This window comes from Erwinia sp. AnSW2-5 (assembly GCF_045107195.1).
GTDB lineage: Bacteria > Pseudomonadota > Gammaproteobacteria > Enterobacterales > Enterobacteriaceae > Erwinia.
In genome coordinates, this window is the sequence record NZ_JBJGXA010000002.1 from 235,312 (window position 1) to 260,512 (window position 25,201).

The window sequence follows — 25,201 nt, forward strand, 5'->3', positions numbered from 1 at the left end:
AAACAGAAGGTCAGCCCCTACGCCAACCCCGCACGGGGTGACCATTTTTTCCGGTCCCCCCCACGCCAAATCCGTAGGGGTCGACCATTTGTTTCGGTCGACCCGTGCCGATGATTTGCACCCACCGTGATGAAGACCATTTGTTTCGGTCGACCCGTGTCAGGGTTAGCACGCTATATCAGGCACTCGCCTGAGATTGATTTTCCGCCACCTGGTTTTTCCCCGCTTTTTTCGCTGCATACAGCGCTTTATCCGCCTCCGCAATCAGTGACAGGCTGATGTCGACATTACGTTCGGCATTCATCACATGCATTCCCACGCTGATGGTTACCACATTGCCCGTTTTTTCGGCATGTTGATGAGGAATGGCAAGGGCAGCAATCGCCGCGATGGCCTGATGAGCATAACGCAGCGCGGCAGCCCGGTCCGCCCCTGGCATCACCACGGCAAACTCTTCCCCTCCGTAACGTGCGACCAGATCCTCAGGTCTGCGCGGTAACTGCGCCAGCGTATCGCCCACCAGCTTCAGGCAATCATCACCAGCCAGATGACCGTAACTGTCATTGAACAGTTTGAAGCTGTCGACATCAATCATCAGCAGCGCCAGCGGGCTATGCATTTTTGCCGACCGCACCGCACTGCGCTGCAGATAGAGATCAAACTGCCGACGGTTAGCTAATCCGGTCAGGCTGTCTACCAGCGCCAGCGTCTGAAGAGTCCGGTTCATTGAGGTCAGCCTGTCGCGTACCTGGGTCAGCTCCTGCTGATTTTTCAGGTTAAGCGAAATATGGCGCAGCACGAGGAAACCAAGCAGGGCAATCACCAGCAACAGAATGGTACAAAGGGTAATAGAGATGCTGATATCGGAGAACCATACTTCCAGCAGATGATTTTTGTCGTAGCCTGCGGCCACCACCAGCGGATATCGCTTCAGGCTGGAGTAACCAAACACCCGTTCGACACCATCCAGCGCCGAACGATAAATGGCGGTGCCGCTGGCCGCATCTTTGAGCAGGCTGGTAAAAAGCGGGCTGTCGGAAATATTGCGGTTAATAGTGTCATCGGGGAAAGGGCGGACGTAGAGAATGGTGCCGTCTTTTAGCATTAGTGCCAGTACATCATGCTCGCCGAGGTTGTAGTAGCTGTAAGTCTGCTTGAAATAGCTCAGTTTGACGGTGGCCAACAGCACGCCGCGGAATGAGCCATCGTAATTATCCAGACGCATGGACACTGGGACAACCAGATCTCCGGTAGTTCTGCTGCGGATAACCTTGCCAATATGCACCTTGGTACTGGTGTTCTGCTGGTGATAATGGAAATATTCGCGGTCATTATTATTGGCACGTTTGGGAATGTTGCCGTCAGAGGTCACCAGCCAGCTGCCCCTGGCGTCAAAGATAAACAGACCGTGCAGTTGGGGCAGGCTGGCCTTACGGTTGGTCAGTATCTCACGCAGGTAATCGGTCTGATCGTCGCGCAGGCCGATCAGGGAAACACGATCACGCAGATCCTGTAAGGTCAGATCAACCTGTAAGAAGGTGTCTTCCGCCTGGCGGGAAAGGGACTGGGAGAGATTGCGCGCACCATCTTTCGACGTGGAAATCATGCGGTTCCACGAACTCCACACGATCCAGCTGTTAATCGCAATAACAGCGGTAACAATCACCAATAGAAAAATAATCATCATCTTACGTAATGACGATTTTTCGCTCACGCTTATCCCACTCGGCTCATCAATCATGTGCTTATCAATCCTTTATGCATCCCATTAACTATAGTGTTGGTTGGCGATGCTGCACACTTCACAAGCCGGATCTTTGGCCAGCTTCATACTTCGGAACTGCAAGGTCATCGCATCATACAGCAACAATTTTCCCGCCACCGGGCTGCCGTAGTGGGTGAGGAGGCGGATCGCCTCCATCGCCTGCAATGAGCCGATGACGCCGACCAGCGGTGCCATCACGCCCGCTTCCACACAGCTCAGGGTCGCGGCACCGAACAGGCGGCTGACGCAGCGATAACAGGGTTCATCGTCCCCCCAGGTGAAGACGCTGATCTGGCCTTCCATGCGAATGGCCGCGCCGGATACCAGCGGAATTTTGTGCGCATGGCACAGCCGGTTGAGCTGTTCACGCGTTTCCAGGTTATCGCAACAGTCCACCACCAGATGATGCGTGGCGATCTTCTCCTCCAGCCGTTGATCGTCCAGCCGGGCGTTGATCGCCTCAAGGGATATCAGGGAATTGATGGCCGCCAGCCGCAGACGCGCCGAGTCCACTTTTGCCATACCGACCTGCGCTTCGCCGTGCAGGACCTGACGTTGCAAATTCGACACCGATACGTTGTCGAAATCGAGCAGCGTCAGGTGGCCAACACCGGCCGAGGCAAGGTACTGGCTGGCGGCGCAACCCAAGCCGCCCAGCCCGACAACCAGCACCCGGGCAGCTTTCAGCCGCTCCTGGCCGTCAAAATCGAAGCCACGTAGCACGATCTGGCGATTGTAGCGCAGCATCTCTTCATCGTTCAGTTCGGGTAACATATCAGCCTTCCAGCAGGGAATTGAACGGTTCGACTTCGACCCATTCTCCGACGTCGACGTTGCCGCGATCCCGTTCCAGCACAATAAAGCAGTTAGCCTGTTGGAAGGAGCTGAAGATATGTGAACCCTGATGGCCGGTGGTGGCCACTTCCAGCTCACCTTGCGCATTGCGCTGCAAAACGCCGCGCTGGAAGTCGAGGCGACCCGGGGACTTTTTCAGATAGCTGGCGCTACGCACCCGTTGACGTGGCGGCAGCGCCGGACCTGCCTGTCCGGTCAGCTTCGCCAGCAGCGGCTGCACCAGCTGGTAAAAGGTCACCACCGCCGAGACAGGGTTGCCGGGCAGGCCGCAGAACCAGCTGTTCGGCAGGCGGCCGAAAGCAAAAGGTTTACCGGGTTTTATTGCCAGCTTCCAGAAGCCGATTTCACCCAGCTCTTCCAGCATCAGTTTGGTGTAATCTGCGGCACCTACCGATACGCCGCCGCTGCTGATCACCACATCAGCAAGGCTATCCGCCTCAATAAAGGCAGCACGCAGCGCAGCCGGGTCGTCGCGGATAATCCCGAGATCGATCACCTCGCAGCCGAGTTTGTTCAGCATCAGCTGCACGGCAAAGCGGTTAGTATCGTAGATCTGACCCGCTGCCAGCGGCTGGCCAACCGGCTGTAATTCATCGCCGGTGGAGAACAGGGCAACCCGCAGCTTACGCAGCACCGCGACCTGCGCAATGCCCAGCGATGCCAGCAGCGGCAATTCGGCCGCACCCAGTTTCACCCCGGCTTCCAGTACCTGGGTGCCCTGGCGGATATCTTCACCCACCCGGCGGATATTTTGCCCGGCGTTGACGTTGGCCGTGATGCGGATGGCTTCACCCTCCAGTTCCGTCTGCTCCTGCATCACCACCGCGTCACAGCCCACAGGCACAGGGGCGCCGGTCATAATGCGAATGCAGCTCCCCACCGGCCAGTTGCCGCTAAACGGGCTGCCGGCGAAGGCAATCCCCGCCACGGGCAGCGCGCTGCCTGGGGTGAGATCGGCCATGCGCAGGGCATAACCGTCCATGGCGGAATTATCGAAAGGCGGCACATCGATGGGGGAGATCACCGCGCTGGCGGTAATACGGCCAGCGGCATCCGGCAAAGTAACGGTGTCGTGTTGCTGAACAGGGGTCACGCGTGAGAGCAGGGTACTGAGTGCATCATCAAGCGAGATCAACCCCGCCGTGAAAGCTTCCATTTGGTTATTTCTCCGGGATTCGGGAAAAAATCTGATGGGTTCATTATGGCGTGAATCCGTCGCAGGGTCACGTTTGCCCGCCTGGGTAAGTGATAACCGGCTATAAAGTTTATCTTAGAATTAATGGTTATTATCAGGGTGCGAACTTTCCGCTTTACATCGCTATATTGCCTGCCTATAGTCAAAAACTGCTATTTTTCGACAAATACATTCTAACTCAGTGTTTTTCATGCTGATTTGGCACACAGGGTAAAATGAATTATGGCCATAGCGACGATTGCAATTCACGGTGGTGCAGGAGCTATCGCGCGTGCCAGCATGGATGCGGAGAAAGAGCTGCTCTATCGCCAGGCGCTGTTACAGATCGTTGCCGGCGGCCAGGCGCTGCTGGCCGCGGGAAGCAGTGCACTGGATGTGGTGACCGAGGCGGTACGCCAGCTGGAGGAGTGTTCCCTGTTTAATGCCGGGGTCGGCTCCGTGTTTACCCATGAAGGTACGCACGAGCTGGATGCCTGCGTTATGGAGGGGCGTACGCGTGAAGTCGGCGCGGTGGCGGGTGTGACCCGCGTGCGGAATCCTGTGCTGGCGGCACGTGCAGTGCTGGAAAACAGCCCACATGTGTTGTTTATTGGCCGTGGTGCGGAATCGTTTGCGGCGTCACATGGCCTTGAAATGGTCGAAAATGCATTTTTCTCCACGCCAGAGCGCCGTGCGCAGCTTGATCGCGCCATCGCCACACAGCAAACCGTATTGGATCATGATGGCGATGCGCCCGGCGATCCGCTGGACCCTGACCGTAAGTTTGGCACGGTGGGCGCGGTGGCGATCGACCTGGCGGGGAATCTTGCGGCAGCGACGTCCACGGGCGGGATGACCAACAAGCAGGCCGGTCGTGTCGGCGATTCCCCCTTACCTGGCGCAGGCTGCTATGCCAGCGACAGCGTGGCCGTCTCCTGTACAGGCACCGGAGAAGTCTTTATGCGCACGCTGGCTGCCTATGATATTGCCGCGCTGATGACCTACGCCGGACTGTCGTTACAACAGGCCAGTGACAAAGTGATCCATGAAAATATTCCCGCACTGGGTGGCAGCGGCGGGCTGATTGCCATCGACGCCGCGGGCAATGTCGTGCTGCCGTTTAACAGCGAAGGTATGTATCGCGCTTATGCGGTGGTCGGCGAGCTGCCCGTCGTGGCTATTTATCGGGAGGAACCCTGATGAGTGAGTTACCCCATCAGGATGATGTGGTGTTGTCGATACGCGATCTCAGCGTCAGCTTCCAGCATGAAGGTCAGCGCATTCAGGCGGTCAATAACCTGTCACTGGAGGTTCGCCGTGGCGAAACGCTGGCGATTGTCGGCGAGTCCGGTTCCGGTAAATCCGTTACTTCACTGGCCCTGATGCGGCTGGTGGAGCAGGGCGGGGGCACTATTGACAGCGGGGCAATGTGGCTGCGTCGCCGCAATCACCAGTTGGTCAATCTGGCCAGACAGTCGTCGTCGCAGTTGCGTTCCATCCGCGGCGCCGATATGGCAATGATTTTCCAGGAGCCGATGACCTCGCTGAATCCGGTGTTCCCGGTGGGTGAGCAAATTGCCGAATCCATTCGTTTGCATCAGGGGAAAAGCCACGCCGGGGCACTGGTCGAGGCGCAGCGCATGCTCGACCTTGTGCGTATCCCTGAAGCGAAAAATGTACTGGCGCGCTATCCGCATCAGCTTTCTGGCGGGATGCGCCAGCGAGTGATGATCGCCATGGCGCTCTCCTGCCGTCCGGCGCTGCTGATTGCCGATGAACCCACGACCGCGCTGGATGTGACGATTCAGGCGCAAATACTTCAGCTGATCCGTGTGCTGCAAAAAGAGATGCAGATGGGGGTGATCTTTATCACTCACGATATGGGCGTGGTGGCTGAGATGGCCGACCGCGTGCAGGTGATGTATCGCGGTGATGTGGTGGAAACCGGCAGCGTCGAGGCCATCTTCAGCCAGCCTCAGCAGCCTTATACCCGTGCGCTGCTGGCGGCGGTGCCAAAACTGGGCGCAATGGCCGGGCGTCGCTGGCCTGCCAAATTCCCGCTGATCCGTGAAGGTGAGCCGGAGGAAGAGCAGCCGCAGGATACGGTGAACCCGCAGGATACGCCGATCCTTCAGGTGCGCGACCTGGTGACGCGTTTTGATATTCGCGGCGGTCTGCTCAACCGGGTCCAGCGCCGTGTGCATGCGGTGGAGAAGGTGAGCTTTGATCTGCGCCCCGGCGAAACGCTGGCGCTGGTGGGCGAGTCCGGCTGCGGCAAGTCCACCACCGGGCGCTCACTGCTGCGGCTGGTTGAAAGCCAGGGCGGCAGCATTACCTTCAACGGCCAGCGCATCGATAATCTCACCGGGAGCGCGCTGTCGCATCTGCGTCGCGATATTCAGTTTATTTTCCAGGACCCTTACGCCTCGCTCGACCCGCGCCTGACGGTCGGATATTCGATCATGGAACCGCTGCTGGTGCACGGTATTGCCCGTGGCCGGGAGGCGGAGCAGCGTGTGGCCGCTCTGCTGGAGCGCGTTGGCCTGCTGCCTGAGCACGCCGAACGCTATCCTCATGAATTCTCCGGTGGGCAGCGTCAGCGCATCTGCATTGCCAGGGCGCTGGCGCTTAATCCGAAAGTGGTGATCGCCGATGAAGCGGTGTCCGCGCTGGATGTGTCGATCCAGGCACAGATCATTAACCTGATGCTCGATTTGCAGCGTGAATTTGGCATCGCGTTTCTGTTTATCTCGCACGATATGGCGGTAGTGGAACGCATCAGCCACCGGGTGGCGGTGATGTTCCTCGGACAGATTGTGGAAATCGGTCCGCGCCAGGCCGTGTTCGAACACCCCCAGCATCCTTACACTCGCAAGCTGATGGCCGCCGTACCGGTGGCCGATCCTGCGCACCGCAGACGTGAACGCGCGCTGCTGGTTGATGAAATACCCAGCCCGATCCGCGCCCTCGGCGACGAACCGGATGTGGCACCGCTGGTTGAGGTCAGCGCCGGGCATTATGTGGCGCGCCATGCCATAAATCGCACCTAGAAACTGTTTACTCCAGAGTAGAACGACAACAAGGGATGACATGATGAATCACTACACGCGTAAATTGCTGTTAACCGCTGGCCTGCTCGGCAGCGTTGTTGCACTGCCTGCCTGGGCGGCGAAAGATGTCACCATTGCAGTAGCTTCAAACTTCACCACCCTGGACCCGTACGATGCGAATGACACGTTGTCGCAGGCGGTGGCAAAGTCGTTTTATCAGGGGCTGTTTGGCTTTGATAAAGAGATGAAGCTGGAAAACGTGCTGGCAGAAAGCTACCAGGCCAGCCCGGATGGATTGAGCTATACCATCAAACTGAAAACCGGCGTTAAGTTCCAGGATGGCACGCCGTTTAACGCTGAAGCGGTGAAAGCCAACCTCGATCGCGCCAGCAACCCGGATAATCATCTCAAGCGTTATAACCTGTTTAAAACCATCGCCAGCACCGAGGCGGTGGACGCTAACACAGTAAAAATCACCCTGAAGCAGCCGTTCTCCGCGTTTATCAATACCCTGGCCAGCCCCGCAGCGGCGATGATCTCCCCGGATGCGCTGAAAAAATACGGTAAGGATATCGGCTTCCACCCGGTCGGCACCGGTCCATACGAGTTCGTCACCTGGAATCAGACTGACTTTGTGAAAGTGAAGAAGTTTGCGGGTTACTGGAAAGCGGGCTATCCGAAGCTGGACAGCATTACCTGGCGCCCGGTAGTGGATAACAATACCCGCTCCGCGATGCTGCAAACGGGTGAAGCTAACTTTGCTTTCCCGATCCCGTTTGAGCAGGCCAAACTGCTGGAGAAAAACAGCAAGCTGGATCTGGTGACCTCGCCGTCCATCATGCAGCGTTACATCAGCTTTAACGTGACGCAGAAGCCGTTTGATAACCCGAAAGTGCGTGAGGCGATTAACTACGCGATTAACCGTGAGGCGCTGGCGAAAGTGGCCTTCGCGGGTTATGCCACCCCGGCAACCGGGATTGTGCCGCCGTCGATCCAGTACTCACAGAGCTACCCGGCCCCGGAATACAACCCGGCGAAAGCGCGTGAGCTGTTGAAGGAAGCGGGCTACCCGAACGGCTTTACCACGTCGCTGTGGTCTTCACATAACCACAGCACCGCGCAGAAGGTGTTGCAGTTCACCCAGCAGCAGCTGGCACAGGTGGGCATTAAAGTGGAACTGACGGCGATGGATGCCGGTCAGCGTGCAGCACAGGTGGAAGATAAAGGCCAGAAAGAGAGCGGCGTGCGCATGTTCTACACTGGCTGGTCTGCTTCTACCGGGGAAGCCAACTGGGCGTTAACGCCGCTGTTTGCTACTCAGTCCTGGCCGCCAACCATCTTTAATACCGCCTTCTACAGCAACACTCAGGTGGATAAAGATCTGGCTGACGCGCTGAATACCACCGACGGCGAGAAAAAAGCCGCGCTGTACAAAGACGCGCAGGATCGCATCTGGAAAGATCAGCCGTGGGCACCGCTGGTGGTAGAAAAACTGGTTTCGGCGAACACCAAAAACCTGACCGGGTTCTATGTGATGCCGGATACCTCGTTCAGCTTTGATGATGCTGACCTGAAGTAATGGACTAACGCGCCTCCCGCCAGGGAGGCGCAGGGTACAAAATGCTTAACTATTTTCTCAAACGCTTACTGGGGCTGATCCCCACGCTGCTGATTGTGGCGGTGCTGGTGTTCCTGTTTGTTCACCTGTTGCCGGGCGATCCGGCGCGTCTGATTGCCGGGCGCGAAGCCGATGCCGACGTGGTGGCGATGGTGCGCCAGCAGCTGGGGCTGGATTTGCCTTTGCCGCAGCAGTTCTGGCAGTACATCACTCATGCCGTGCGCGGTGATTTTGGCATCTCGATGGTGTCGAAACGTCCGGTATCGGAAGAGATCGCTCAACGCTTTCTGCCGACGCTGTGGCTGACGCTGAGCAGCATGGTGTGGTCGGTGATTTTTGGTATGGCGATTGGCATTGTCTCTGCCGTGTGGCGCAACCGCTGGCCAGACAGGCTGGGGATGACGCTGGCGGTTTCAGGGATCTCCTTCCCGGCGTTTGCGCTGGGCATTCTGCTGATGCAGGTCTTTTCCGTGGAGCTGGGCTGGCTGCCGACCGTCGGTGCCGAGAGCTGGCAACACTATATTTTACCCTCCATTACCCTCGGCGCTGCCGTGGCGGCGGTGATGGCGCGCTTTACCCGGGCCTCTTTCGTGGAGGTGATGCAGGAAGACTATATGCGTACCGCACGTGCCAAGGGCGTGCGTGAATCGGTGGTGGTGATCAAACACGGCCTGCGTAATGCGATGATCCCGGTGATCACGATGATGGGCCTGCAATTTGGCTTCCTGCTGGGTGGCTCCATCGTGGTTGAGGTGGTGTTTAACTGGCCGGGGTTGGGGCGACTGCTGGTTGATTCGGTGGAAATGCGTGACTACCCGGTTATCCAGGCCGAAGTGCTGCTGTTTTCGCTGGAGTTTATCTTGATTAACCTGGTGGTTGATATGCTGTATGCCGCGATCAACCCCGCCATTCGCTACAAGTAAGGATGCACGATGATTAACTGGCGACGTAACGCCGTACTCTCAGCGCTGCCGGGTGTCAGCCCCCATCGCGTCCGCACCCCGTGGCGCGAATTCTGGCGGCGTTTCCGTCGCCAGCATGTGGCAATGATCGCCGCGGTGTTTGTGCTGCTGCTGATCCTGATTGCGCTGTTTGCACCGCTTCTCGCACCGTTCGATGCCGAGAACTTTTTTGATTATGATCGGCTGAATGAAGGGCCGTCGCTGGTGCACTGGTTTGGCGTGGATGCGCTGGGGCGTGATATTTTCAGCCGCGTGCTGCTGGGCAGCCGGTTATCGCTGGTTGCTGGTTTCTTCTCGGTGGCGGTCGGTGCTGCCATTGGCACGCTGCTGGGGCTGTTAGCCGGTTACTACGAAGGCTGGTGGGACCGCATCATTATGCGTATCTGTGATGTGCTGTTCGCCTTCCCCGGCATTCTGCTGGCTATTGCCGTGGTGGCGGTGATGGGCAACGGCATGTCGAACGTGATTCTTGCGGTGGCGATATTCAGTATCCCGGCTTTTGCCCGCCTGGTACGCGGCAATACGCTGGTGCTGAAGCACCTGACCTATATTGAGTCGGCACGCAGTATTGGCGCATCGGATCTGACTATCATTCTGCGGCATATCCTGCCGGGGACGCTGTCGTCGATCGTGGTCTATTTCACCATGCGCATCGGCACTTCAATTATTTCGGCAGCCAGCCTGTCGTTTCTCGGCCTGGGTGCGCAGCCGCCAACCCCGGAGTGGGGCGCGATGCTGAATGAGGCTCAGGCGGATATGGTGCTGGCGCCGCACGTGGCAATTTTCCCCAGCCTGGCGATCTTCCTGACCGTGTTAGCCTTTAATCTGCTGGGGGATGGCCTGCGTGATGCGCTGGATCCGAAGCTGAAAACATAAGCCAGACCGCAGTCAGATCAAATATTTTGCTTATCCCGCTGGTGAACGCGCAGGTGCGCTCTATGCTTGAATAACCTTCACTGAGCAAGGAATTTGGCAATGCAGAATCTGCGTCTCCCTCTGGTCGCCGGGCTGGCAACGTTGTGTTTTGTGCTGGCGGGCTGTTCGTCAAAAGTAGCTGATACCACGCAATATTCTGGTTTTTTACCGGATTACTCCCGACTGAAAGCGTCTGAGTCTCCCAGTGGTCATGATACGTTGCGCTGGGTTTCGCCTGATTTCAAACTGTCTGATTATCGAGGCATATATTACACCCCGGTGGTCTATTATCCGGCAGCAAAACCGACGGCTCGCGTTAGCCAGGCCACGCTGGACCAGGTGCGCGGCTATCTCGACCAGCAGCTGAAAAGTGCGGTCGCGCAGCGTAAAGCGCTGGTGAATCAGCCCGGCCCCGGCACGCTGACCCTGAAAACAGCGATCACTGCGGTGAATGCCGAAAATCAGGACATGAAGTTCTATGAAGTGGTGCCGGTGGCGGCAGTCGTTGCCAGCACCATGGCGGCATCCGGGCATCGCACTCAGAACAGCGTGCTGTTCCTGGAAGTCCAGTTACTGGATACCAAAACGGGCAAGCCGGTGGTGGAAGTGGTGCGTAAGGCTTACGGGAAAACCGTTCCTAACAGCAATGCGCCGATCAATCTGACGGAGCTGAAAAGCGGTATCGATGAGATGGTGCGGGATGTGGTGACCTTCCCGGCGCAGTAAATAACGACGGTGCATTGCATGTAGGGGTCGATCATTTTTTCCGATCGACCCGTGCTGATGGTCTGCACCACGGGCCAGGCCGGCGTTGCTGGCTGACCGAAACAGAAGGTCAGCCACTACCGGTTAGTGTTTGCCGGATTTAACGGATCATGCCTTGTAACTGACCCGCCGTCTTCATCAGGGCCATCACCCGCGGCTGGAGCTGCTGCTGAATGGCATTGTACTGATCCAGCGCTTTCTGGTCGGTAAACTGCACGATATTCCCGGAGATGCTGACCTTGTCTCCCTGCTGCTTCAACAGATCCACCTGGCTCACCAGCAGCGTCAGCACCTCTGGCACCTGCGTGGCAACCTGCGATGCCGCATCGCCCGGTGCAACAATCACTTTAGCCCATACCTGGTCATAAACCGCTTTCAGATCGTCCGGCTGTTTCAGCGCGGCATGTTTGCTTTCGCTATCCGCACGCAGCTTCACCAGCACGGGCTGCCAGGTGGCACTTTGATCGGCCATTTTTTTGATGTCATCGCGCTTAGCCATCAGGCTGCTGACAGTCGTTACGCCCCTGAACTGCTCAAAAACCGCCCCCAGGGAGGCGCTGAACACCTCGCCCATCCCCTTGTGATAATCCGTCAGTAATGCGTAATCGCTGGCATAAGGACCGAATGCTTTGGTCTCTTCCTCCGTCAGCGTTGGCACGGCAACCTGCGATTTCGCCAGCACGCGGGTTTGCAGGAATTCAATAAACGCCTTGCGTTGTTCTGGCTCTTTGTCGCCGCAGCCGCTTAACGTCAGCAGCAGGGCCATCATGATCAACGGTAACAGTAAGAAACGGGTGAAACCCGTCTGTGGTAATCGTGAAGTCATCAGACATATCCCTTGTAGTATTGAAAAAAAACAGCCCCGGAAATATAGCGTAACAGTGCAGATAATTCGGCAATTATTGGTAATTTAACTACGTTTATTGAATAAATAGCGATAAGGAGCGTAACGATGAGAGGTTGCCTGGCGGCGTTAACAATGGTGTCTGCGTTATTACTCAGCCCCGCAATACGGGCAGAGGCGGTCCATGCTGAGGTGCTACAGGACGGGCTGGATCACCCGTGGTCGCTGGCCTTTTTGCCGGATAACCAGGGCATGTTGATCACCGAACGTTCCGGCCAGTTACGTCGCTGGCAGGCAGGGGCAGGTCTGTCTGAACCGATCGCCGGCGTGCCTGAGGTTTGGGCGCAACGTCAGGGCGGATTACTGGATGTGGTGCTGGCGCCTGATTTTTCCAGCAGCCGCCGCGTCTGGCTCAGTTATACCGTCGCCGGGCCGGATGGCCGCGCCGGAGCGGCCGTCGGCGTTGGTCAGCTCAGTAAAGATCATCGTCAGCTAACGGACTTCCGTGAGGTACTGCGTCAGCAGGGGCTGTCAACCGGTGCCAATCTGGGGACGCGCCTGGCGTTTGACCGCAGCGGCCATCTGTTTATCGCCTTTGGTGATAACTTCCAGGCGGAGAAAGCGCAGGATCTGTCTGCCCTGCAAGGCAAAATTGTCCGTCTTAATGCCGATGGCTCCGTGCCTGCTGATAATCCGCTGGCCACCAAAGCGGGTGCGCGGCCTGAAATCTGGAGCTGGGGGATGCGTAACCCGCAGGGGCTTGCTCTGAATCCGGCCAGCGGTGAGATCTGGGAAAGTGAACACGGCCCGCGTGGCGGCGATGAAGTGAATATTCCACACCGGGGCAATAACTACGGCTGGCCGCTGGCGACGTGGGGCATTGATTACAGCGGTGAAAAAGTACCCGGATCGAAAGGTGGCCGTGTGGCGGGAACCGAACAGCCCGTCTGGTACTGGAAAGTCTCTCCGGCGATTAGCGGTATGGCGTTCTACAGCGGCACACGCTTCCCGCAGTGGAAAGATTCACTGTTTATCGGCGCGCTGAAGGAGAAAAACCTGATCCGTCTGAGCCTCAATGGCAATCGGGTTGAGGGGCAGGAGCGTCTGCTGATCGACCGTGGCGAGCGTATTCGTGATGTGCGTGCCGGGCCGGATGGCTGGCTGTATGTGCTGACTGACGAGGCGAATGGCAAGCTGCTGAAGATCGGGTTGCAGCCTTAAGCCGCAAAGCAGGGCTGACCGGAGGCGATCAGCCCTGTACGTTACCGGAGCCAGTGACAGATTTCCCAGCCACGCTGCTGTGCCAGCTGGCTGAGCGGTTCGGCAGGGTTGATCACCCAGGCATGATCCGCATGTTCCAGCATCGGCAGGTCGTTGATGGAATCACTGTAAGCCCAGGTGCGCGAATAGGGCGGCGTTTGCGTCTGTTGCAGCCAGTCGGTCAGACGGCTGACTTTGCCCTCTTTGTAGGTCATGGTGCCGTAGGTCTGGCCGCTGTAGCGGTCATCAATGATCTCTACGCCAATCGCCAGCGCACCAGACGCACCCAGTTGTTCTGCGATCGGGGAAACCAGATGTTCACCACTGGCCGAGATAACGATGACGGTATCACCGCGTTCCTGGTGCCAGCGCATGCGCTCGCGGGCGGCAGGGTAGACGCGTGGCAGAATGTCGCGCTGGATAAAGCGGCGGATCCAGCCGGATACGGTCGTCGCCGCCATGCCGGTCAGCGGGGAGAGTGTGGTGTGCATATAGGCTTCTATCGACAGCGAGCCTTGATAGTATTGCTCCATCAGTGCCCGCTCTTCATCGAGCAAAGCGGCAGGGGCAAACCCCTGGGAAACCAGCCAGCGCAGCCACAGGCCGGTGCTGTCTTCACAAATCAGTGTTTCATCGAGATCGAACAGCGCTAAATCCATCGTCGTGACTCCTCTTGCGGACTTTTCTTAGATTAGCGGATTTTTATGACAGGCTTAGCTGTTCGTCGATAATTCGGATTTACGCCCGTTTTACTCTTTGTGCAAATGACGCTAGATTGTCCCTTATTGCAGGCAAAATCTGCCATTTTGAATAAACTCTAGAAATCTTTACGGTAAAATTGTTCTTTTTCAGGATGTAACACCTTAGTGTAGGACGGTTAGTCTCCTGACTTTACTTTTAATCATTGTCTTTCAAATGGATAACTGGTCACGACATGAAGAATATTCCCCTGTCATCCCGTGTTTATGCACTGGCTACCACCTCCACGCTGTTGCTGTTAACGCTGTCCCCTGCCTGGGCAGAACAGGCCCCTGCCGCCCCGCAGATTGAGGCGAAAGCCTGGGTGCTGATGGACTATAACAGCGGTAAAGTTCTCACTGAGTCTAATGCCGATCAGCGTCTTGACCCGGCCAGCCTGACGAAAATGATGGCCAGCTATGTCACCGGACAGGCTCTGAAAGCAGGCAAGATCAGCAACGATGATATGGTGACTGTCGGCAAAGATGCCTGGGCCACCGGTAATCCGATATTGCAGGGATCATCCCTGATGTTCCTGAAACCCGGCGACCGCATCCCGGTTTCTGAGCTGAATAAAGGCATTGTGATCCAGTCCGGTAACGATGCCAGTATTGCCCTGGCCGATCACGTGGCGGGCAGCCAGGATTCGTTTGTGGGCCTGATGAATAACTACGTGAAGGCGCTGGGGCTGCAAAATACCCATTTTAAAACGGTGCACGGGCTGGATTCCTCCGGTCAGTACAGTACTGCCCGTGATATGGCGCTGATCGGCCAGGCGTTGATCCGCGATGTGCCGGAAGAGTATGCCCTGCACAAAGAGAAAGAATTTACCTTCAATAAGATCCGCCAGCATAACCGTAACCGCCTGCTGTGGAGCACCAACCTGCACGTTGACGGTATCAAGACCGGCCACACGTCCGGGGCCGGGAATAACCTGGTGGCTTCCGCGACGGACGGCGATATGCGCCTGATCTCCGTGGTGCTGGGCGCTGCAACCGATGCCATTCGCTTCCGCGAAAGTGAAAAGCTGCTGACCTGGGGTTTCCGTTTTTTTGAGACCGTCACGCCGATTAAAACGGGGAACGCGTTTGCTACTCAGCGCGTCTGGTTTGGCGACAGGAAAGAGGTCAGTCTCGGTGTGGCGAAGGATGCATCCATTACGCTGCCAAAAGGGCAGATGAAAAACCTGAAGGCCAGTTTCACGCTGACCGACCCCCAACTGACGGCCCCGCTGGCGAAACATCAGGTGGTCGGGACGATTGATTTCCAGTTGAATGGCAAATCGATTGAACAACGCCCGCTGGTGGTGCTGGAGGAAGTGAAAGAGGGCGGTTTCTTTGCCCGCATTTGGGACTTCGTGATGATGAAGATGGATAGCTGGTTCGGGAAGTGGTTCGCGTAAATCATCAACGTATCGGATCGGGCGAGGCGTGCCTCGCCCCTACATATCGGGATGAATTTATGTAGGGGTCAGGCATGCCTGACCCTGTGAAAATCAGATCAGGTTATACGCCGCGGCGGAAATTGCCACCAGGCCTACCAGCACCACAAACACATTGCTCAGCTTACCGCTGTATTTACGCATCGCCGGAACTTTGTTGATGGCGTACATCGGCATCAGGAACAGCAGCACGGCGATGATTGGGCCACCCAGGCTCTCAATCAGGCCGAGGATGCTTGGATCCAGTGTTGCCACAATCCAGGTCGTCACCAGCATAAACAGCGCGGTAAAGCGGTTCAGTTTATGCTCGGCAATGGTTTTACCCCGGCTGCGCAGCATCTTATTCACCGTACCGTTAAAGCCTTCACGTGCGCCCAGATAGTGGCCCAGGAAGGATTTAGTAATGGCAACCATCGCAATGATCGGGGCCAGCCACGCCATCAGCGGGGTGTCAAAGTGGTTAGCCAGGTAAGACAGAATAGAGATGTTCTGAGACTTGGCTTCCACCAGGTTTTCCGGTGTCAGGCTCAGTACGCAGCTGAACACGAAGAACATCACGGTGATCACCATCATGATATGGCTGCGTGCCAGAATGCGTGAGCATTTTGGCTCTGCCTGATCGCCGTACTCTTCGCGTTTGGCAACGGCAAAGGCAGAGATAATCGGTGAGTGGTTGAATGAGAACACCATGACCGGGATGGCCAGCCACAGGGTCATCATCAGGCCTTTTCCGCTGCCGCTCAGGCTGACGTTGTCGAAAACTGCGCTGCTCCAGTGTGGGATCAGGTACAACGCCAGTACCATCAGTACCAGAACAAACGGGTAAACCAGCACGCTCATGGTTTTGACGATGATCTCTTTACCAAAACGCACAATCATCATCAGACCAACAATCAGAATCAGAGACAGCAGCGCACGTGGCGGTGCCTGAAGCTGCAACTGGTGGGTCATGAAGCTTTCAACGGTGTTGGTGATCGCCACGCTGTACACCAGCAGGATCGGGTAGATGGCGAAGAAGTAGAGCAGGGTGATCAGCTTACCGGCACCGACGCCAAAATGTTCTTCAACCACTTCAGTAATATCTTCGCCTGGATTACGGCCAGACAAGACAAAACGGCAAAGTCCACGGTGAGCAAAGTAGGTCATCGGGAAGGCCAGCACGGCCATGATGATCAGCGGGATCAGGCCACCGATTCCGGCATTGATGGGCAAAAACAGCACGCCCGCACCAATCGCCGTGCCATACAGGCCGAGCATCCACATAGTGTCAGTTTTACGCCACGCGCTGGCATCCTGCGTTGCTTCGGGGCTCAACACCGCCGTTTGGGATGTGTCCATGATTTCTCCAGGGTTGAAATGTTAAAACAATTAACTAAAACGTATTTCATCCGCGATATCAGAATTAACTCCTGATGACGGCTTTTAATTAATTACTCTGATTTTATGGCGCACACTCTACCACTAGAAAAAATAGAAGAAAGCACTGTCTTTAGGGTTACCGGTGATCAAAATCACATTTCCACCACCTTTTTTAGTGTGAACATCTGTAGGGCGGGTTTTTGAAGGGGTTATTGACCAGGTAATCAGTGTTTAAACAGGTATTTACACTGATTTTTATCATTTTAGGATGGTGAAATAGTGAGCGTGTTTGGTGGAAATACCAGCATAGTCTTTTATAACACTTTAATTATCAATGCTTTATTTTTTGGCTGCAAAGCCATTTGTGGTTAATTTAAGCGCGTTGCGCAACAAGAATAATAGGCGGGAGAAGAGTGGATGATGTTGCGCAATAAACAAAAAGTGATTTTCATCAAATAGAGGGGAATTTTTTAAATAAAAGGAAAAGCTGTGATCTGCATCAATGTAAAAAGGGTCTGAATAATCAGACCCATAATATCGGATTAATCGCGTACCCAGCCTTTACTGATAGGAAAGGCAAACAGCGCCCGATAGAGAGAAGAGAGTCGAGGCAGCAATGTCGCGCCGCACAACTGCCAGAATATTTGCGCAAACAGGCAGGAGAGCAGGCCTACCAGCATGCCACCCAGCATATCCAGCGGCCAGTGTACGCCCAGATAGACGCGTGACCATGCAATGGCGGCGCCGGTCATCATCAGAACCGCACCTGACCACAGGCGGTGCCAGCAGATAAAAGCAATGGCAAAGGTAAAGATCACCGTACCGTGATCGCTGGGGTAAGAGTCATCCGGCGCATGTGACAGGAACTGATGGCCCAGACCGATAGCAAAGGGGCGCGGGTGGGGGAAGAGCTGCGCCAGGCACCAGGAAATTGCCAGGGCGTAAAGCAGTGCTATGCCGGTTTTGACCACCAGCACGCGCTGTGAAGTGAGCTGGCTGCGAGGCCCCCACAACCACAGGCCGACGATCAGCAGGGGAACGATGGCAATCACATCGCGGGCGATAAAGGTGGCCAGGTCGATCACCCATTCGGGTGATGCCGCGTTGGCGTTGACCCAAAGAAACAGTGCCCGGTTCAGCTCTTCCATTATGTTGATTTCCTCATCTTGTTAAGCAGATACGTCACGCATCCGAAAGTCACACATTGCGTCAGCCAGACCCACCATGCCGCCCACAGGTTGTGGGAGAGAAAGTGAGCGCCGCGCATAATCTGTCCAAAGCCCATTACCATGCCAACGACCAGGGCTACCCACCAGCAGGCCCAGGCCAGACGTGCGCGTCGTGGGTAGAACAGAAAAAACAGCGCCAGGGCACTGAAGCCGCTGGAGGCATGGCCGCCGGGGAAACAGCGACCCGGTCCGCTGTGCGCCGGGACAGCGCCGAACAGTGGGTAAGAGACCGCCTTACCACCAAATTCCACCAGATCCCACGGACAGGAGTGGGCGCTGGTGGCCTTCAGCACGCCCACCACCAGCGGGCCAATGCCCATCATCAATGCCACCAGTATCCAGCGTGGCTGGCGGCGCACTACGCCAGCCAGAAGCAGTACAATCCCCCCGCCGACCACCACCTGTTTCAGCAGGCGATGGTTAATCAGATCCAGCCAGTCATTCTCCTTCCACGGGAATTGCTGTGTCAGCGGGTCAAACCACAGGCGGGTGATCGCCATGTCGAGACTTTCACTGCGTGACAGCCAGATAAAAACCATGGCGCTGAGGATCAGTAGCACGAATTGCTTAAGGTAAAAGCGTGTGGGCAAGGGGTAAAGAGAATCGCTCTTAATTGCGCGATTCGTTTGGCTTTTGTTTAGAATTAATGATGATTTCATGACATTTTGGCGACCGGAGGAACATGGTGCTACTTTGCCGTGAGGGGCTTAAGGAAACATTAAGAAGGCAGCGGGAAGTCGGGCGGAAGCAGAAAAGAAAAAAACCCGAAAATCATAAGATTAACGGGCTCCTCAATATGGGGATTTCAAAGAAAAGCAGTGGCATAAATTAAGACTTCACGCCGCCATAAAAGTTCTCTGAAATTGATTAATTATTTTATCAGCCCAAAATCGGCCAGATTATCACGATCAATGTCCCTGCCAGCGTCAGTAATACGTTAGCGATGGCATACGTTCCTGCATAGCCCAGTGCTGGAATATTACTGCGTGCGGTATCGCTTATAATTTCCATCGCCGGGGCACAGGTACGTGCACCCATAATAGCGCCGAACAGCAGAGCACGGTTCATCTTCAATACCCAGGCACCGAACAGGAAGCAGATAATCACTGGCACCAGACTGACCACCAGCCCGGCACCCAGCATCAGCAGACCGGTTTCACCCAGACCATGAGTAATGCCGCTACCGGCGCTTAAACCGACGCCTGCCATAAACACCATCAGCCCGAACTCTTTCACCATCGTTAGCGCGCCCTGCGGAATGTAGCCAAAGGTCGGATGATTGGCACGCAGGAACCCGAGCATAATCCCGGCAAACAGCAGACCGGCCGCGTTACCAATGCCGAAATTAAAGCTGCTGAACTGGAAGGTGATCATGCCGATCATCAGCCCGACGATAAAGAAGGCACAAAACGCCAGCAGGTCGGTCATCTGACTGTGAATCGAGATAAAACCGATACGGTCCGCGACGGACTTCACGCGTCTTGCTTCACCGCTGATGTGCAACACATCGCCTTTATTCAGGATGATGTTGTCGTCGATCGGCATTTCGATCTGGCTGCGGATCACCCGGTTAAGGAAGCAGCCGTGGTCGGTGAGCTTCAGCTGGCTCAGACGTTTATTCACCGCATTGTTGTTCTTCACCACGATCTCTTCGTTAACGATGCGCATATCCAGCAGGTCGCGGTCGAACACTTCTTTGCCGTTACGGAAGCTGGGGTCCAGGCGGGAATGCGCGTCGGGATAACCCACCAGCGAGATTTCATCGCCAGGTTGCAGCAGGGCATCGCCGTCCGGGTTGGCGAGAATGCCATTACGGCGAATTCGCTCAATGTAGCAGCCGGTTTGACGGTAGATACCCAGCTCACGCAGATTCTTACCGTCACTCCAGGCGACCAGCTCCGGGCCAACGCGATAGGCGCGGATCACCGGCAGATAGACTTTGCGCTGGCTGTCAGGGTCCAGTCCACGTTCGCGGGCAATCTGTTGTGCACTGGTCGGCAGGTCCTGATGCTGTAATTTTGGCAGATAACGTGCGCCAATAATCAAACTCACCAGGCCCATCAGGTAGGTCAGCGCATAGCCGAGGCTGAGATGATCCTGCGCCAGCGTCAGGCTTTTACTGTCGGTGAGGGTTTGTCGCAGGGTATCGCCCGCGCCCACCAGCACCGGCGTGGAGGTCATCGAACCTGCCAGCATCCCGGCAGTCAGGCCGATGTCCCAGCCGAACAGTTTCCCAAGCCCAAGGGCAAGTACCATCGCACTGGTGACCATGACGATCGCCAGCATCAGATAGTTTTTTCCATCGCGGAAGAAAATAGAGAAAAAATTCGGCCCGGCTTCAACTCCGACACAAAAAATAAATAACATAAAGCCGAGGTTGAGTGCTTCAGTATTAATCGAAAAATGCTGCTGGCCGAGCAGTAATGAAACAACTAAAACACCAATAGAATTACCCAGTTGAACAGAACCTAACCGAAGTTTGCCTAAACATAACCCCAGAGCCAGTACGACAAATAATAACAGAATGTAATTTCCACTTAACAAATCTGCGATGTTTATATTCACGGTTTAACTTCTTGTTTACCAGTAACCTATTGAAGAAAGTGGGTTTATACGCTAGATTTCACCCTGTGTTCGTCATTTATCCGCTGTGGGTTAACAGGGCTTACCCTCAGTCAGATAAATTGCGCCACTATGTTAATCGCTATGCAGATTGACAGCCAGCCTCCGGCACGCTTATTTGTTACCGGTTCTGTTTTTATCGAATATTCTGACCAAAAACGGCAATTATCCATAGTGAATGAAATGGCTAATTGATGCGTCGAATTGAATTGGGTTAAAAATAACCTGGAGAAAATTCCCGTGTGGATGAAAGGTATCCGTTGGACAGGCCTGATTGCCTGTAGCGCGCTCTACGGTGCGATTTATGTCGCCGTGCGCTATCCGCTACCCGCAGATTATATCGGCCATGCTCAGTTGGGCCTGCTGCTGTTTGTGTTGCCGGGCGCACTGGCGGCGCTAACCTCGAAAGAGTCTCCCCTGACCGCAATGGTGATTGCTATCGCACTGGCGTCCCCCCCTTGTCTGGTGCTGATGCAGTCAGATGGTTTTAACTCGGTGGGCTTAGGGCAGGAGATTGCATTTATTGCCAGTGCAGTGTTCTGGTGCGGGTCTGGCACGTTGGGCGTGATGCTGTGGCGCACGCTGATGGCTATCCATCACCAGCAGGATGGGAAAGGGCATTTATAACGTTGCGTAAAAGCAAAGGGCCGATCTCAACGATCGGCCCTTACGGTCATCATGGCTGCGGTGATGCGGGTCGATCGGAAAAGATGATCGACCCCTACGGTAATCATCACCGCAAGGCGGTGATACGGGTCGATCGGAAAAGATGATCGACCCCTACAGTAATCATCACCGCAAGGCGGTGATGATTACTGGAACAGGCCCAGATTCTCTTTGGCATAGGCTTCGAAATCGGTGCAGCCGCCAATATGGGTAGAGTCGAGGAAGATCTGCGGTACGGTTTCGACCGGCTTACCGACCGTTTTTTCTAAGTCAGCTTTGGTGATCCCTTCGGCGTGAATATCCACATAGCGAAAATTGAAGTCTTCACGTTCTTCAGTCAGTTTTTCAGCCAGCTCTTTCGCGCGAACACAGTAAGGGCAGCCAGGGCGTCCAAAAATCACTGCAAACATAGGTTTCTCCTCAAAGGGTCAGAATTTAATGTGATTAACATCACATTTCAATGCTCAATGGCGCATATGATGCCCGCATCCTGGGGTGAAAGGAAGAAGGAATTACCTGTTAGTCTGATTCGCAACACCTATGCACAAGGGCACAATCTGCGCTTTAATATCCCCATTCAGCAGGAATGTCGTCATTAGCAGGAGAGCCGTTATGCGTGCCTTTAGTCAACTGCCCCGGGCGGTACTAGTCCTCGAAGTCTTCGGTATTTTGCTCTTGATCCTGTCTTACCTCACGTTACATGAAATGCTACCCTTGCCATCGCCTTTTACCGGTAAACTTGCCGCAACGCTGATGATCTTTGCCGGTATTGCCCTGATGCTACCCGCTGCGACAGTCATGATGTGGCGGACCGCGAAGGTCATGGCACCCGAACTATTTAACACGCGCCGTTCGCGTGATAAGCCCAAACCAGGAGATTCCCATGACGCCGACCATTGAGCTACTGCGTTCACACCGTTCGATTCGCGCTTACAGCGACCAGGTTATCACCGCAGAGCAGCGTGCCGCGATCCTTGATGCTGCGCAGTCGGCTTCCACTTCCAGTTTTTTACAATGCTCCTCGATTATCCGCATTACGGATACTGAAACGCGCAACGCGCTGGTGCCTCTGAGCGGTGGACAGCAATACGTTGCCGGGGCCGCTGAGTTTTGGGTGTTCTGCGCCGATTTTAATCGTAATCAGCAGATCTGCCCGGACGCCGAACTAGGGCTGGCAGAACAGCTGCTGCTGGGCTGCATAGACACGGCACTGATGGCGCAGAATGCGCTGGTCGCTGCCGAATCGCTTGGTTTCGGCGGCTGCTTTATTGGCGGCATCCGTAACCATATCGCTGATGTGACGGCGCTGCTGGGCCTGCCGAAGTTTGTGCTGCCGCTGTTTGGCCTTTGCCTGGGCAGCCCGGAGCAGGACCCGGACCACAAACCGCGTATGCCTGCGGGGCTGTTAATGCATGAGAACCGCTATCAGCCGCTCGACCCTGCGCTGCTGGCACAATATGACCGCGAACTGGTGGCCTATTACCAGTCGCGTGACAGCAACCGCCGTTCAGAAAGCTGGAGCGAGCATATTCAGAAGACGCTGATCAAAGAGAGCCGTCCGTTTATTCTTGACTACCTGCATCAGCAGGGCTGGGCTACGCGCTAATCCTTTTGGCCCCGGAGGCTATTGGTGAAAATTGCTATTCTTTCCCGTGATGGTTCGCTTTACTCCTGTAAACGTCTGCTGGAGGCCGCGCGTGCGCGTGGCCACAGTATTGACGTCATTGACCCACTCTCCTGCTATATGAATATTAATCCCGGCGCATCGGCTATCCATTACCGTGGCCGCCAGCTGGCACATTATGACGCGGTTATTCCGCGCATTGGTTCGGCCACGACTTTTTACGGCACGGCGGTACTGCGCCAGTTTGAAATGTGTGGCAGCTACCCGCTGAATGAATCGCTGGCGATTGCCAGGGCGCGTGACAAGCTGCGCTCGTTGCAGTTACTGGCACGGGCGGGCATCGCGATGCCGATCACCGGATTTGCTCATTCGCCGGACGATACGCGCGATTTGATCGAGATGGTGGGGGGCGCGCCGCTGGTGGTCAAACTGGTGGAAGGTACGCAGGGGATTGGCGTGGTGCTGGCGGAAACCCGTCAGGCCGCGGAAAGCGTGATTGATGCTTTTCGCGGCCTGAATGCGCATATTCTGGTGCAGGAGTTTATTAAAGAGGCTCGCGGGCGGGATGTGCGCTGCCTGGTGATTGGCGGGGAAGTGGTCGGGGCCATTGAACGCGAGGCGAAAGAGGGCGATTTTCGTTCGAACCTGCATCGTGGCGGAACGGCCCGGCGTGTGGCGATCAGCGAAAGCGAGCGCGAGATTGCGATTAAAGCGGCCACCACGCTCGGGCTGGATGTGGCCGGGGTGGATATCCTGCGTGCCAGCCGTGGCCCGCTGGTGATGGAAGTGAATGCCTCTCCAGGATTGGAAGGCATTGAGAAAACCACCGGACTGGATATTGCGGCGATGATGATCGGCTGGATTGAAGCACAGGCTCGCCCAGGTTTTTGTTTGAAAACGGGGGGTTAACGTCAAAAAGAGATCGTATCCAACAGGGGGTTGAAGCTGTAAAGGGGCAGTACAGAGATCACGGTGAATAAAATCATGCGGTCAGGTGTTTACGCTATGACGTCTAAAGAGAGGTTTACCGATGATGCGTTCTTGCTGCTTTCTGAGTTTTTTACTGCTGATCAGCCCGGTTCTGTATGCTGCGCCTGAAACCTATGTTATTTCGACAGACAAAACCGCCATCGGGCTGTCCTGGCGCGCGTTTGGTCATGCGTTTTCTCAGGCGCATTTAGAGGGGGTGACGGGAACGGTCACACTGGATCCCATGGCGGACTGGGACGATCATATTGAGGTGAAAATACCGGTCGCCACGCTGGTTGCGTCAAACATCCTCCTCACCAGTCAGATGAAAAGCGCCCTGTTTTTTGATGCGGTTCATTATCCCTGGATTCGGTTTACCAGTAGCCGCGTGGTGGCGCTGGGGCAGGGCCAGTTCAGAGTGTTCGGTCTTTTATCCGTCAAAGATGTTCGTCGTCCGATCGTCATGGAGGCGACGCTGGATAATCACGGTGTGTTATCACCCGAGGTACAAACGCTGGCACTGCATGCGTCAACCGCAATTTCCCGCAGTGCATTTCGGGTCGATCGTCTTGTCGGAATTGTTGATGACCGGGTGGCAATTGACCTGACGATTGCGGCGCACGCCACCCGTCCATAATATCCGTCTGCCCGAATGCGGCAGCGGCAGGGGGGGCGCTCTGTTGTTGCTTCCGGCGGCGTGACCGGGAAGCGCCTCCCTGAGTTAATGCTTAAAACCAGCCGCAGCCGTCATATTTCTGTCGTAATCATGGTTTTTGGCGGCGTTTTTACGTAAGCTAGGGCGCAATTTTATTGCGGCAAGAGACAAAGAATATGGATTCACTCGTCGTTCCGGATCTCGACGTATTGCGACGTTGGCTGGATCAGCAAAGCATTACCTGGTTTGAGTGTGATTCATGCCAGGCACTTCATCTGCCGCATATGCAGAATTTTGACGGGGTGTTTGATGCCAAACTCGATTTGGTGGACAACGTCATCCTGTTTTCGGCCCTGGCTGAAGTCAAGCCAACGGCGCTGATCCCGCTGTTGGGGGAGCTGTCACAGATTAACGCCAGCTCGCTGACGGTGAAGGCGTTCCTTGATATTCAGGACGATAATCTGCCAAAACTGATTGTCTGCCAGTCGCTGAGTGTGACCGCCGGGCTGACTTACGGCCAGTTTGTTCATTTTATGAAGCAGAGCGAAGAACAAATTTCGATGATCGTCCTGGAAGCGTTTGCCAATCATCTACTGATGATCGGTGAAGAGGACGAGCGGCCCCCTCTGAGCACCGGTCACTCCGTGCTGCATTAATCGGCATTTCTCACTTTATGCTTTCCTGCGGGCG

General features: G+C 55.6%; 24 protein-coding genes. 14 read left to right on the forward strand and 10 right to left on the reverse strand.

Going from position 1 to position 25,201, the window contains the following annotated elements; translation table 11 throughout:
• Window positions 1-178: 178 nt before the first annotated feature.
• Genes ACFL9S_RS02715 through moeA form a run of 3 tightly spaced genes read right to left on the reverse strand, consistent with a single transcriptional unit; the run spans window position 179 to window position 3,776 of the window.
• Entirely contained in the window at window positions 179-1,741 is a 1,563-nt protein-coding gene (locus ACFL9S_RS02715; RefSeq protein ID WP_405260163.1) for a diguanylate cyclase domain-containing protein, read from the reverse strand.
• Window positions 1,742-1,768: 27 nt separating this feature from the next.
• Window positions 1,769-2,539, reverse strand: coding sequence for a molybdopterin-synthase adenylyltransferase MoeB (gene moeB / locus ACFL9S_RS02720; RefSeq protein ID WP_405260164.1), 771 nt, complete (start codon window positions 2,537-2,539; stop codon window positions 1,769-1,771).
• Window position 2,540: 1 nt separating this feature from the next.
• Complete coding sequence (moeA, locus tag ACFL9S_RS02725; protein WP_405260165.1) at window positions 2,541-3,776, reverse strand: molybdopterin molybdotransferase MoeA; 1,236 nt, start codon at window positions 3,774-3,776, stop codon at window positions 2,541-2,543.
• 261 nt (window positions 3,777-4,037) lie between these two features.
• Here moeA and ACFL9S_RS02730 point away from each other — a divergent pair, with 261 nt between their 5' ends.
• The 6 genes from ACFL9S_RS02730 to ACFL9S_RS02755 all read left to right on the forward strand — a co-directional run bounded on the left by ACFL9S_RS02730 (window position 4,038) and on the right by ACFL9S_RS02755 (window position 11,065).
• A complete protein-coding gene (locus ACFL9S_RS02730; RefSeq protein ID WP_405260166.1) occupies window positions 4,038-4,994 on the forward strand; it encodes an isoaspartyl peptidase/L-asparaginase family protein in 957 nt (318 codons plus the stop codon).
• Window positions 4,994-6,844 (forward strand): glutathione ABC transporter ATP-binding protein GsiA, encoded by a 1,851-nt coding sequence (gsiA, locus tag ACFL9S_RS02735; protein ID WP_405260167.1) that lies wholly within the window; start codon window positions 4,994-4,996, stop codon window positions 6,842-6,844. The genes ACFL9S_RS02730 and gsiA overlap by 1 nt, the downstream gene beginning before the upstream one ends.
• A gap of 40 nt (window positions 6,845-6,884) precedes the next feature.
• Window positions 6,885-8,423 (forward strand): glutathione ABC transporter substrate-binding protein GsiB, encoded by a 1,539-nt coding sequence (gene gsiB / locus ACFL9S_RS02740; protein WP_405260168.1) that lies wholly within the window; start codon window positions 6,885-6,887, stop codon window positions 8,421-8,423.
• Window positions 8,424-8,464: 41 nt separating this feature from the next.
• Window positions 8,465-9,385: a glutathione ABC transporter permease GsiC gene (gsiC, locus tag ACFL9S_RS02745; protein ID WP_405260169.1), complete on the forward strand. Its 921-nt coding sequence runs from the start codon at window positions 8,465-8,467 to the stop codon at window positions 9,383-9,385.
• 9 nt (window positions 9,386-9,394) lie between these two features.
• Window positions 9,395-10,300, forward strand: coding sequence for a glutathione ABC transporter permease GsiD (gene gsiD, locus ACFL9S_RS02750; protein WP_405260170.1), 906 nt, complete (start codon window positions 9,395-9,397; stop codon window positions 10,298-10,300).
• Between the two features lie 99 nt (window positions 10,301-10,399).
• On the forward strand, window positions 10,400-11,065 hold the full coding sequence (locus ACFL9S_RS02755) for a DUF3313 domain-containing protein (RefSeq protein WP_405260171.1): 666 nt from the start codon (window positions 10,400-10,402) through the stop codon (window positions 11,063-11,065).
• A 139-nt stretch (window positions 11,066-11,204) separates the two neighbouring features.
• Here the strand turns inward: ACFL9S_RS02755 and ACFL9S_RS02760 are convergent, their stop codons facing one another.
• On the reverse strand, window positions 11,205-11,930 hold the full coding sequence (locus ACFL9S_RS02760; RefSeq protein ID WP_405260172.1) for a DUF3053 domain-containing protein: 726 nt from the start codon (window positions 11,928-11,930) through the stop codon (window positions 11,205-11,207).
• Between the two features lie 126 nt (window positions 11,931-12,056).
• Between ACFL9S_RS02760 and ACFL9S_RS02765 the strand changes: the two genes are divergently transcribed.
• Window positions 12,057-13,169, forward strand: coding sequence for a PQQ-dependent sugar dehydrogenase (locus ACFL9S_RS02765; protein ID WP_405260173.1), 1,113 nt, complete (start codon window positions 12,057-12,059; stop codon window positions 13,167-13,169).
• Between the two features lie 41 nt (window positions 13,170-13,210).
• On the opposite strand, the gene ACFL9S_RS02770 is transcribed toward ACFL9S_RS02765, so the two are convergent.
• On the reverse strand, window positions 13,211-13,867 hold the full coding sequence (locus ACFL9S_RS02770) for an HAD family hydrolase (RefSeq protein ID WP_405260174.1): 657 nt from the start codon (window positions 13,865-13,867) through the stop codon (window positions 13,211-13,213).
• Window positions 13,868-14,142: 275 nt separating this feature from the next.
• On the opposite strand from ACFL9S_RS02770, the gene ACFL9S_RS02775 reads away from it, so the two are divergent.
• Window positions 14,143-15,348, forward strand: a complete 1,206-nt coding sequence (locus ACFL9S_RS02775; protein WP_405260175.1) for a serine hydrolase — start codon at window positions 14,143-14,145, stop codon at window positions 15,346-15,348.
• A 93-nt stretch (window positions 15,349-15,441) separates the two neighbouring features.
• Here ACFL9S_RS02775 and ACFL9S_RS02780 read toward each other — a convergent pair whose 3' ends face one another.
• From ACFL9S_RS02780 to ACFL9S_RS02795, 4 genes are all read right to left on the reverse strand, one after another.
• Complete coding sequence (locus tag ACFL9S_RS02780) at window positions 15,442-16,725, reverse strand: HAAAP family serine/threonine permease (RefSeq protein WP_405260176.1); 1,284 nt, start codon at window positions 16,723-16,725, stop codon at window positions 15,442-15,444.
• Window positions 16,726-17,288: 563 nt separating this feature from the next.
• Entirely contained in the window at window positions 17,289-17,894 is a 606-nt protein-coding gene (ybjG, locus tag ACFL9S_RS02785; protein ID WP_405260177.1) for an undecaprenyl-diphosphate phosphatase, read from the reverse strand.
• Complete coding sequence (locus ACFL9S_RS02790; RefSeq protein WP_405260178.1) at window positions 17,894-18,634, reverse strand: phosphatase PAP2 family protein; 741 nt, start codon at window positions 18,632-18,634, stop codon at window positions 17,894-17,896. Before ACFL9S_RS02790 ends, ybjG begins: the two co-directional genes overlap by 1 nt.
• Before the next feature lie 220 nt (window positions 18,635-18,854).
• A complete protein-coding gene (locus tag ACFL9S_RS02795) occupies window positions 18,855-20,540 on the reverse strand; it encodes an aspartate:alanine antiporter (RefSeq protein WP_405260179.1) in 1,686 nt (561 codons plus the stop codon).
• A gap of 303 nt (window positions 20,541-20,843) precedes the next feature.
• On the opposite strand from ACFL9S_RS02795, the gene ybjM reads away from it, so the two are divergent.
• A complete protein-coding gene (gene ybjM, locus ACFL9S_RS02800; RefSeq protein ID WP_405260180.1) occupies window positions 20,844-21,224 on the forward strand; it encodes an inner membrane protein YbjM in 381 nt (126 codons plus the stop codon).
• Window positions 21,225-21,409: 185 nt separating this feature from the next.
• Here the strand turns inward: ybjM and ACFL9S_RS02805 are convergent, their stop codons facing one another.
• Window positions 21,410-21,673, reverse strand: coding sequence for a GrxA family glutaredoxin (locus ACFL9S_RS02805; RefSeq protein ID WP_405260181.1), 264 nt, complete (start codon window positions 21,671-21,673; stop codon window positions 21,410-21,412).
• 202 nt (window positions 21,674-21,875) lie between these two features.
• On the opposite strand from ACFL9S_RS02805, the gene ACFL9S_RS02810 reads away from it, so the two are divergent.
• The 5 genes from ACFL9S_RS02810 to ACFL9S_RS02830 all read left to right on the forward strand — a co-directional run bounded on the left by ACFL9S_RS02810 (window position 21,876) and on the right by ACFL9S_RS02830 (window position 25,167).
• On the forward strand, window positions 21,876-22,163 hold the full coding sequence (locus ACFL9S_RS02810; protein ID WP_405260182.1) for a YbjC family protein: 288 nt from the start codon (window positions 21,876-21,878) through the stop codon (window positions 22,161-22,163).
• Window positions 22,147-22,869 carry an oxygen-insensitive NADPH nitroreductase gene (gene nfsA, locus ACFL9S_RS02815; RefSeq protein WP_405260183.1) on the forward strand — a complete coding sequence of 241 codons (723 nt, stop codon included), beginning with the start codon at window positions 22,147-22,149 and terminating at the stop codon, window positions 22,867-22,869. Before ACFL9S_RS02810 ends, nfsA begins: the two co-directional genes overlap by 17 nt.
• 24 nt (window positions 22,870-22,893) lie before the next feature.
• Window positions 22,894-23,796 carry a 30S ribosomal protein S6--L-glutamate ligase gene (rimK, locus tag ACFL9S_RS02820; RefSeq protein WP_405260184.1) on the forward strand — a complete coding sequence of 301 codons (903 nt, stop codon included), beginning with the start codon at window positions 22,894-22,896 and terminating at the stop codon, window positions 23,794-23,796.
• A 121-nt stretch (window positions 23,797-23,917) separates the two neighbouring features.
• On the forward strand, window positions 23,918-24,493 hold the full coding sequence (locus tag ACFL9S_RS02825; RefSeq protein ID WP_405260185.1) for a YceI family protein: 576 nt from the start codon (window positions 23,918-23,920) through the stop codon (window positions 24,491-24,493).
• Window positions 24,494-24,687: 194 nt separating this feature from the next.
• Window positions 24,688-25,167, forward strand: a complete 480-nt coding sequence (locus ACFL9S_RS02830; protein WP_405260186.1) for a YbjN domain-containing protein — start codon at window positions 24,688-24,690, stop codon at window positions 25,165-25,167.
• Window positions 25,168-25,201 lie beyond the last annotated feature (34 nt).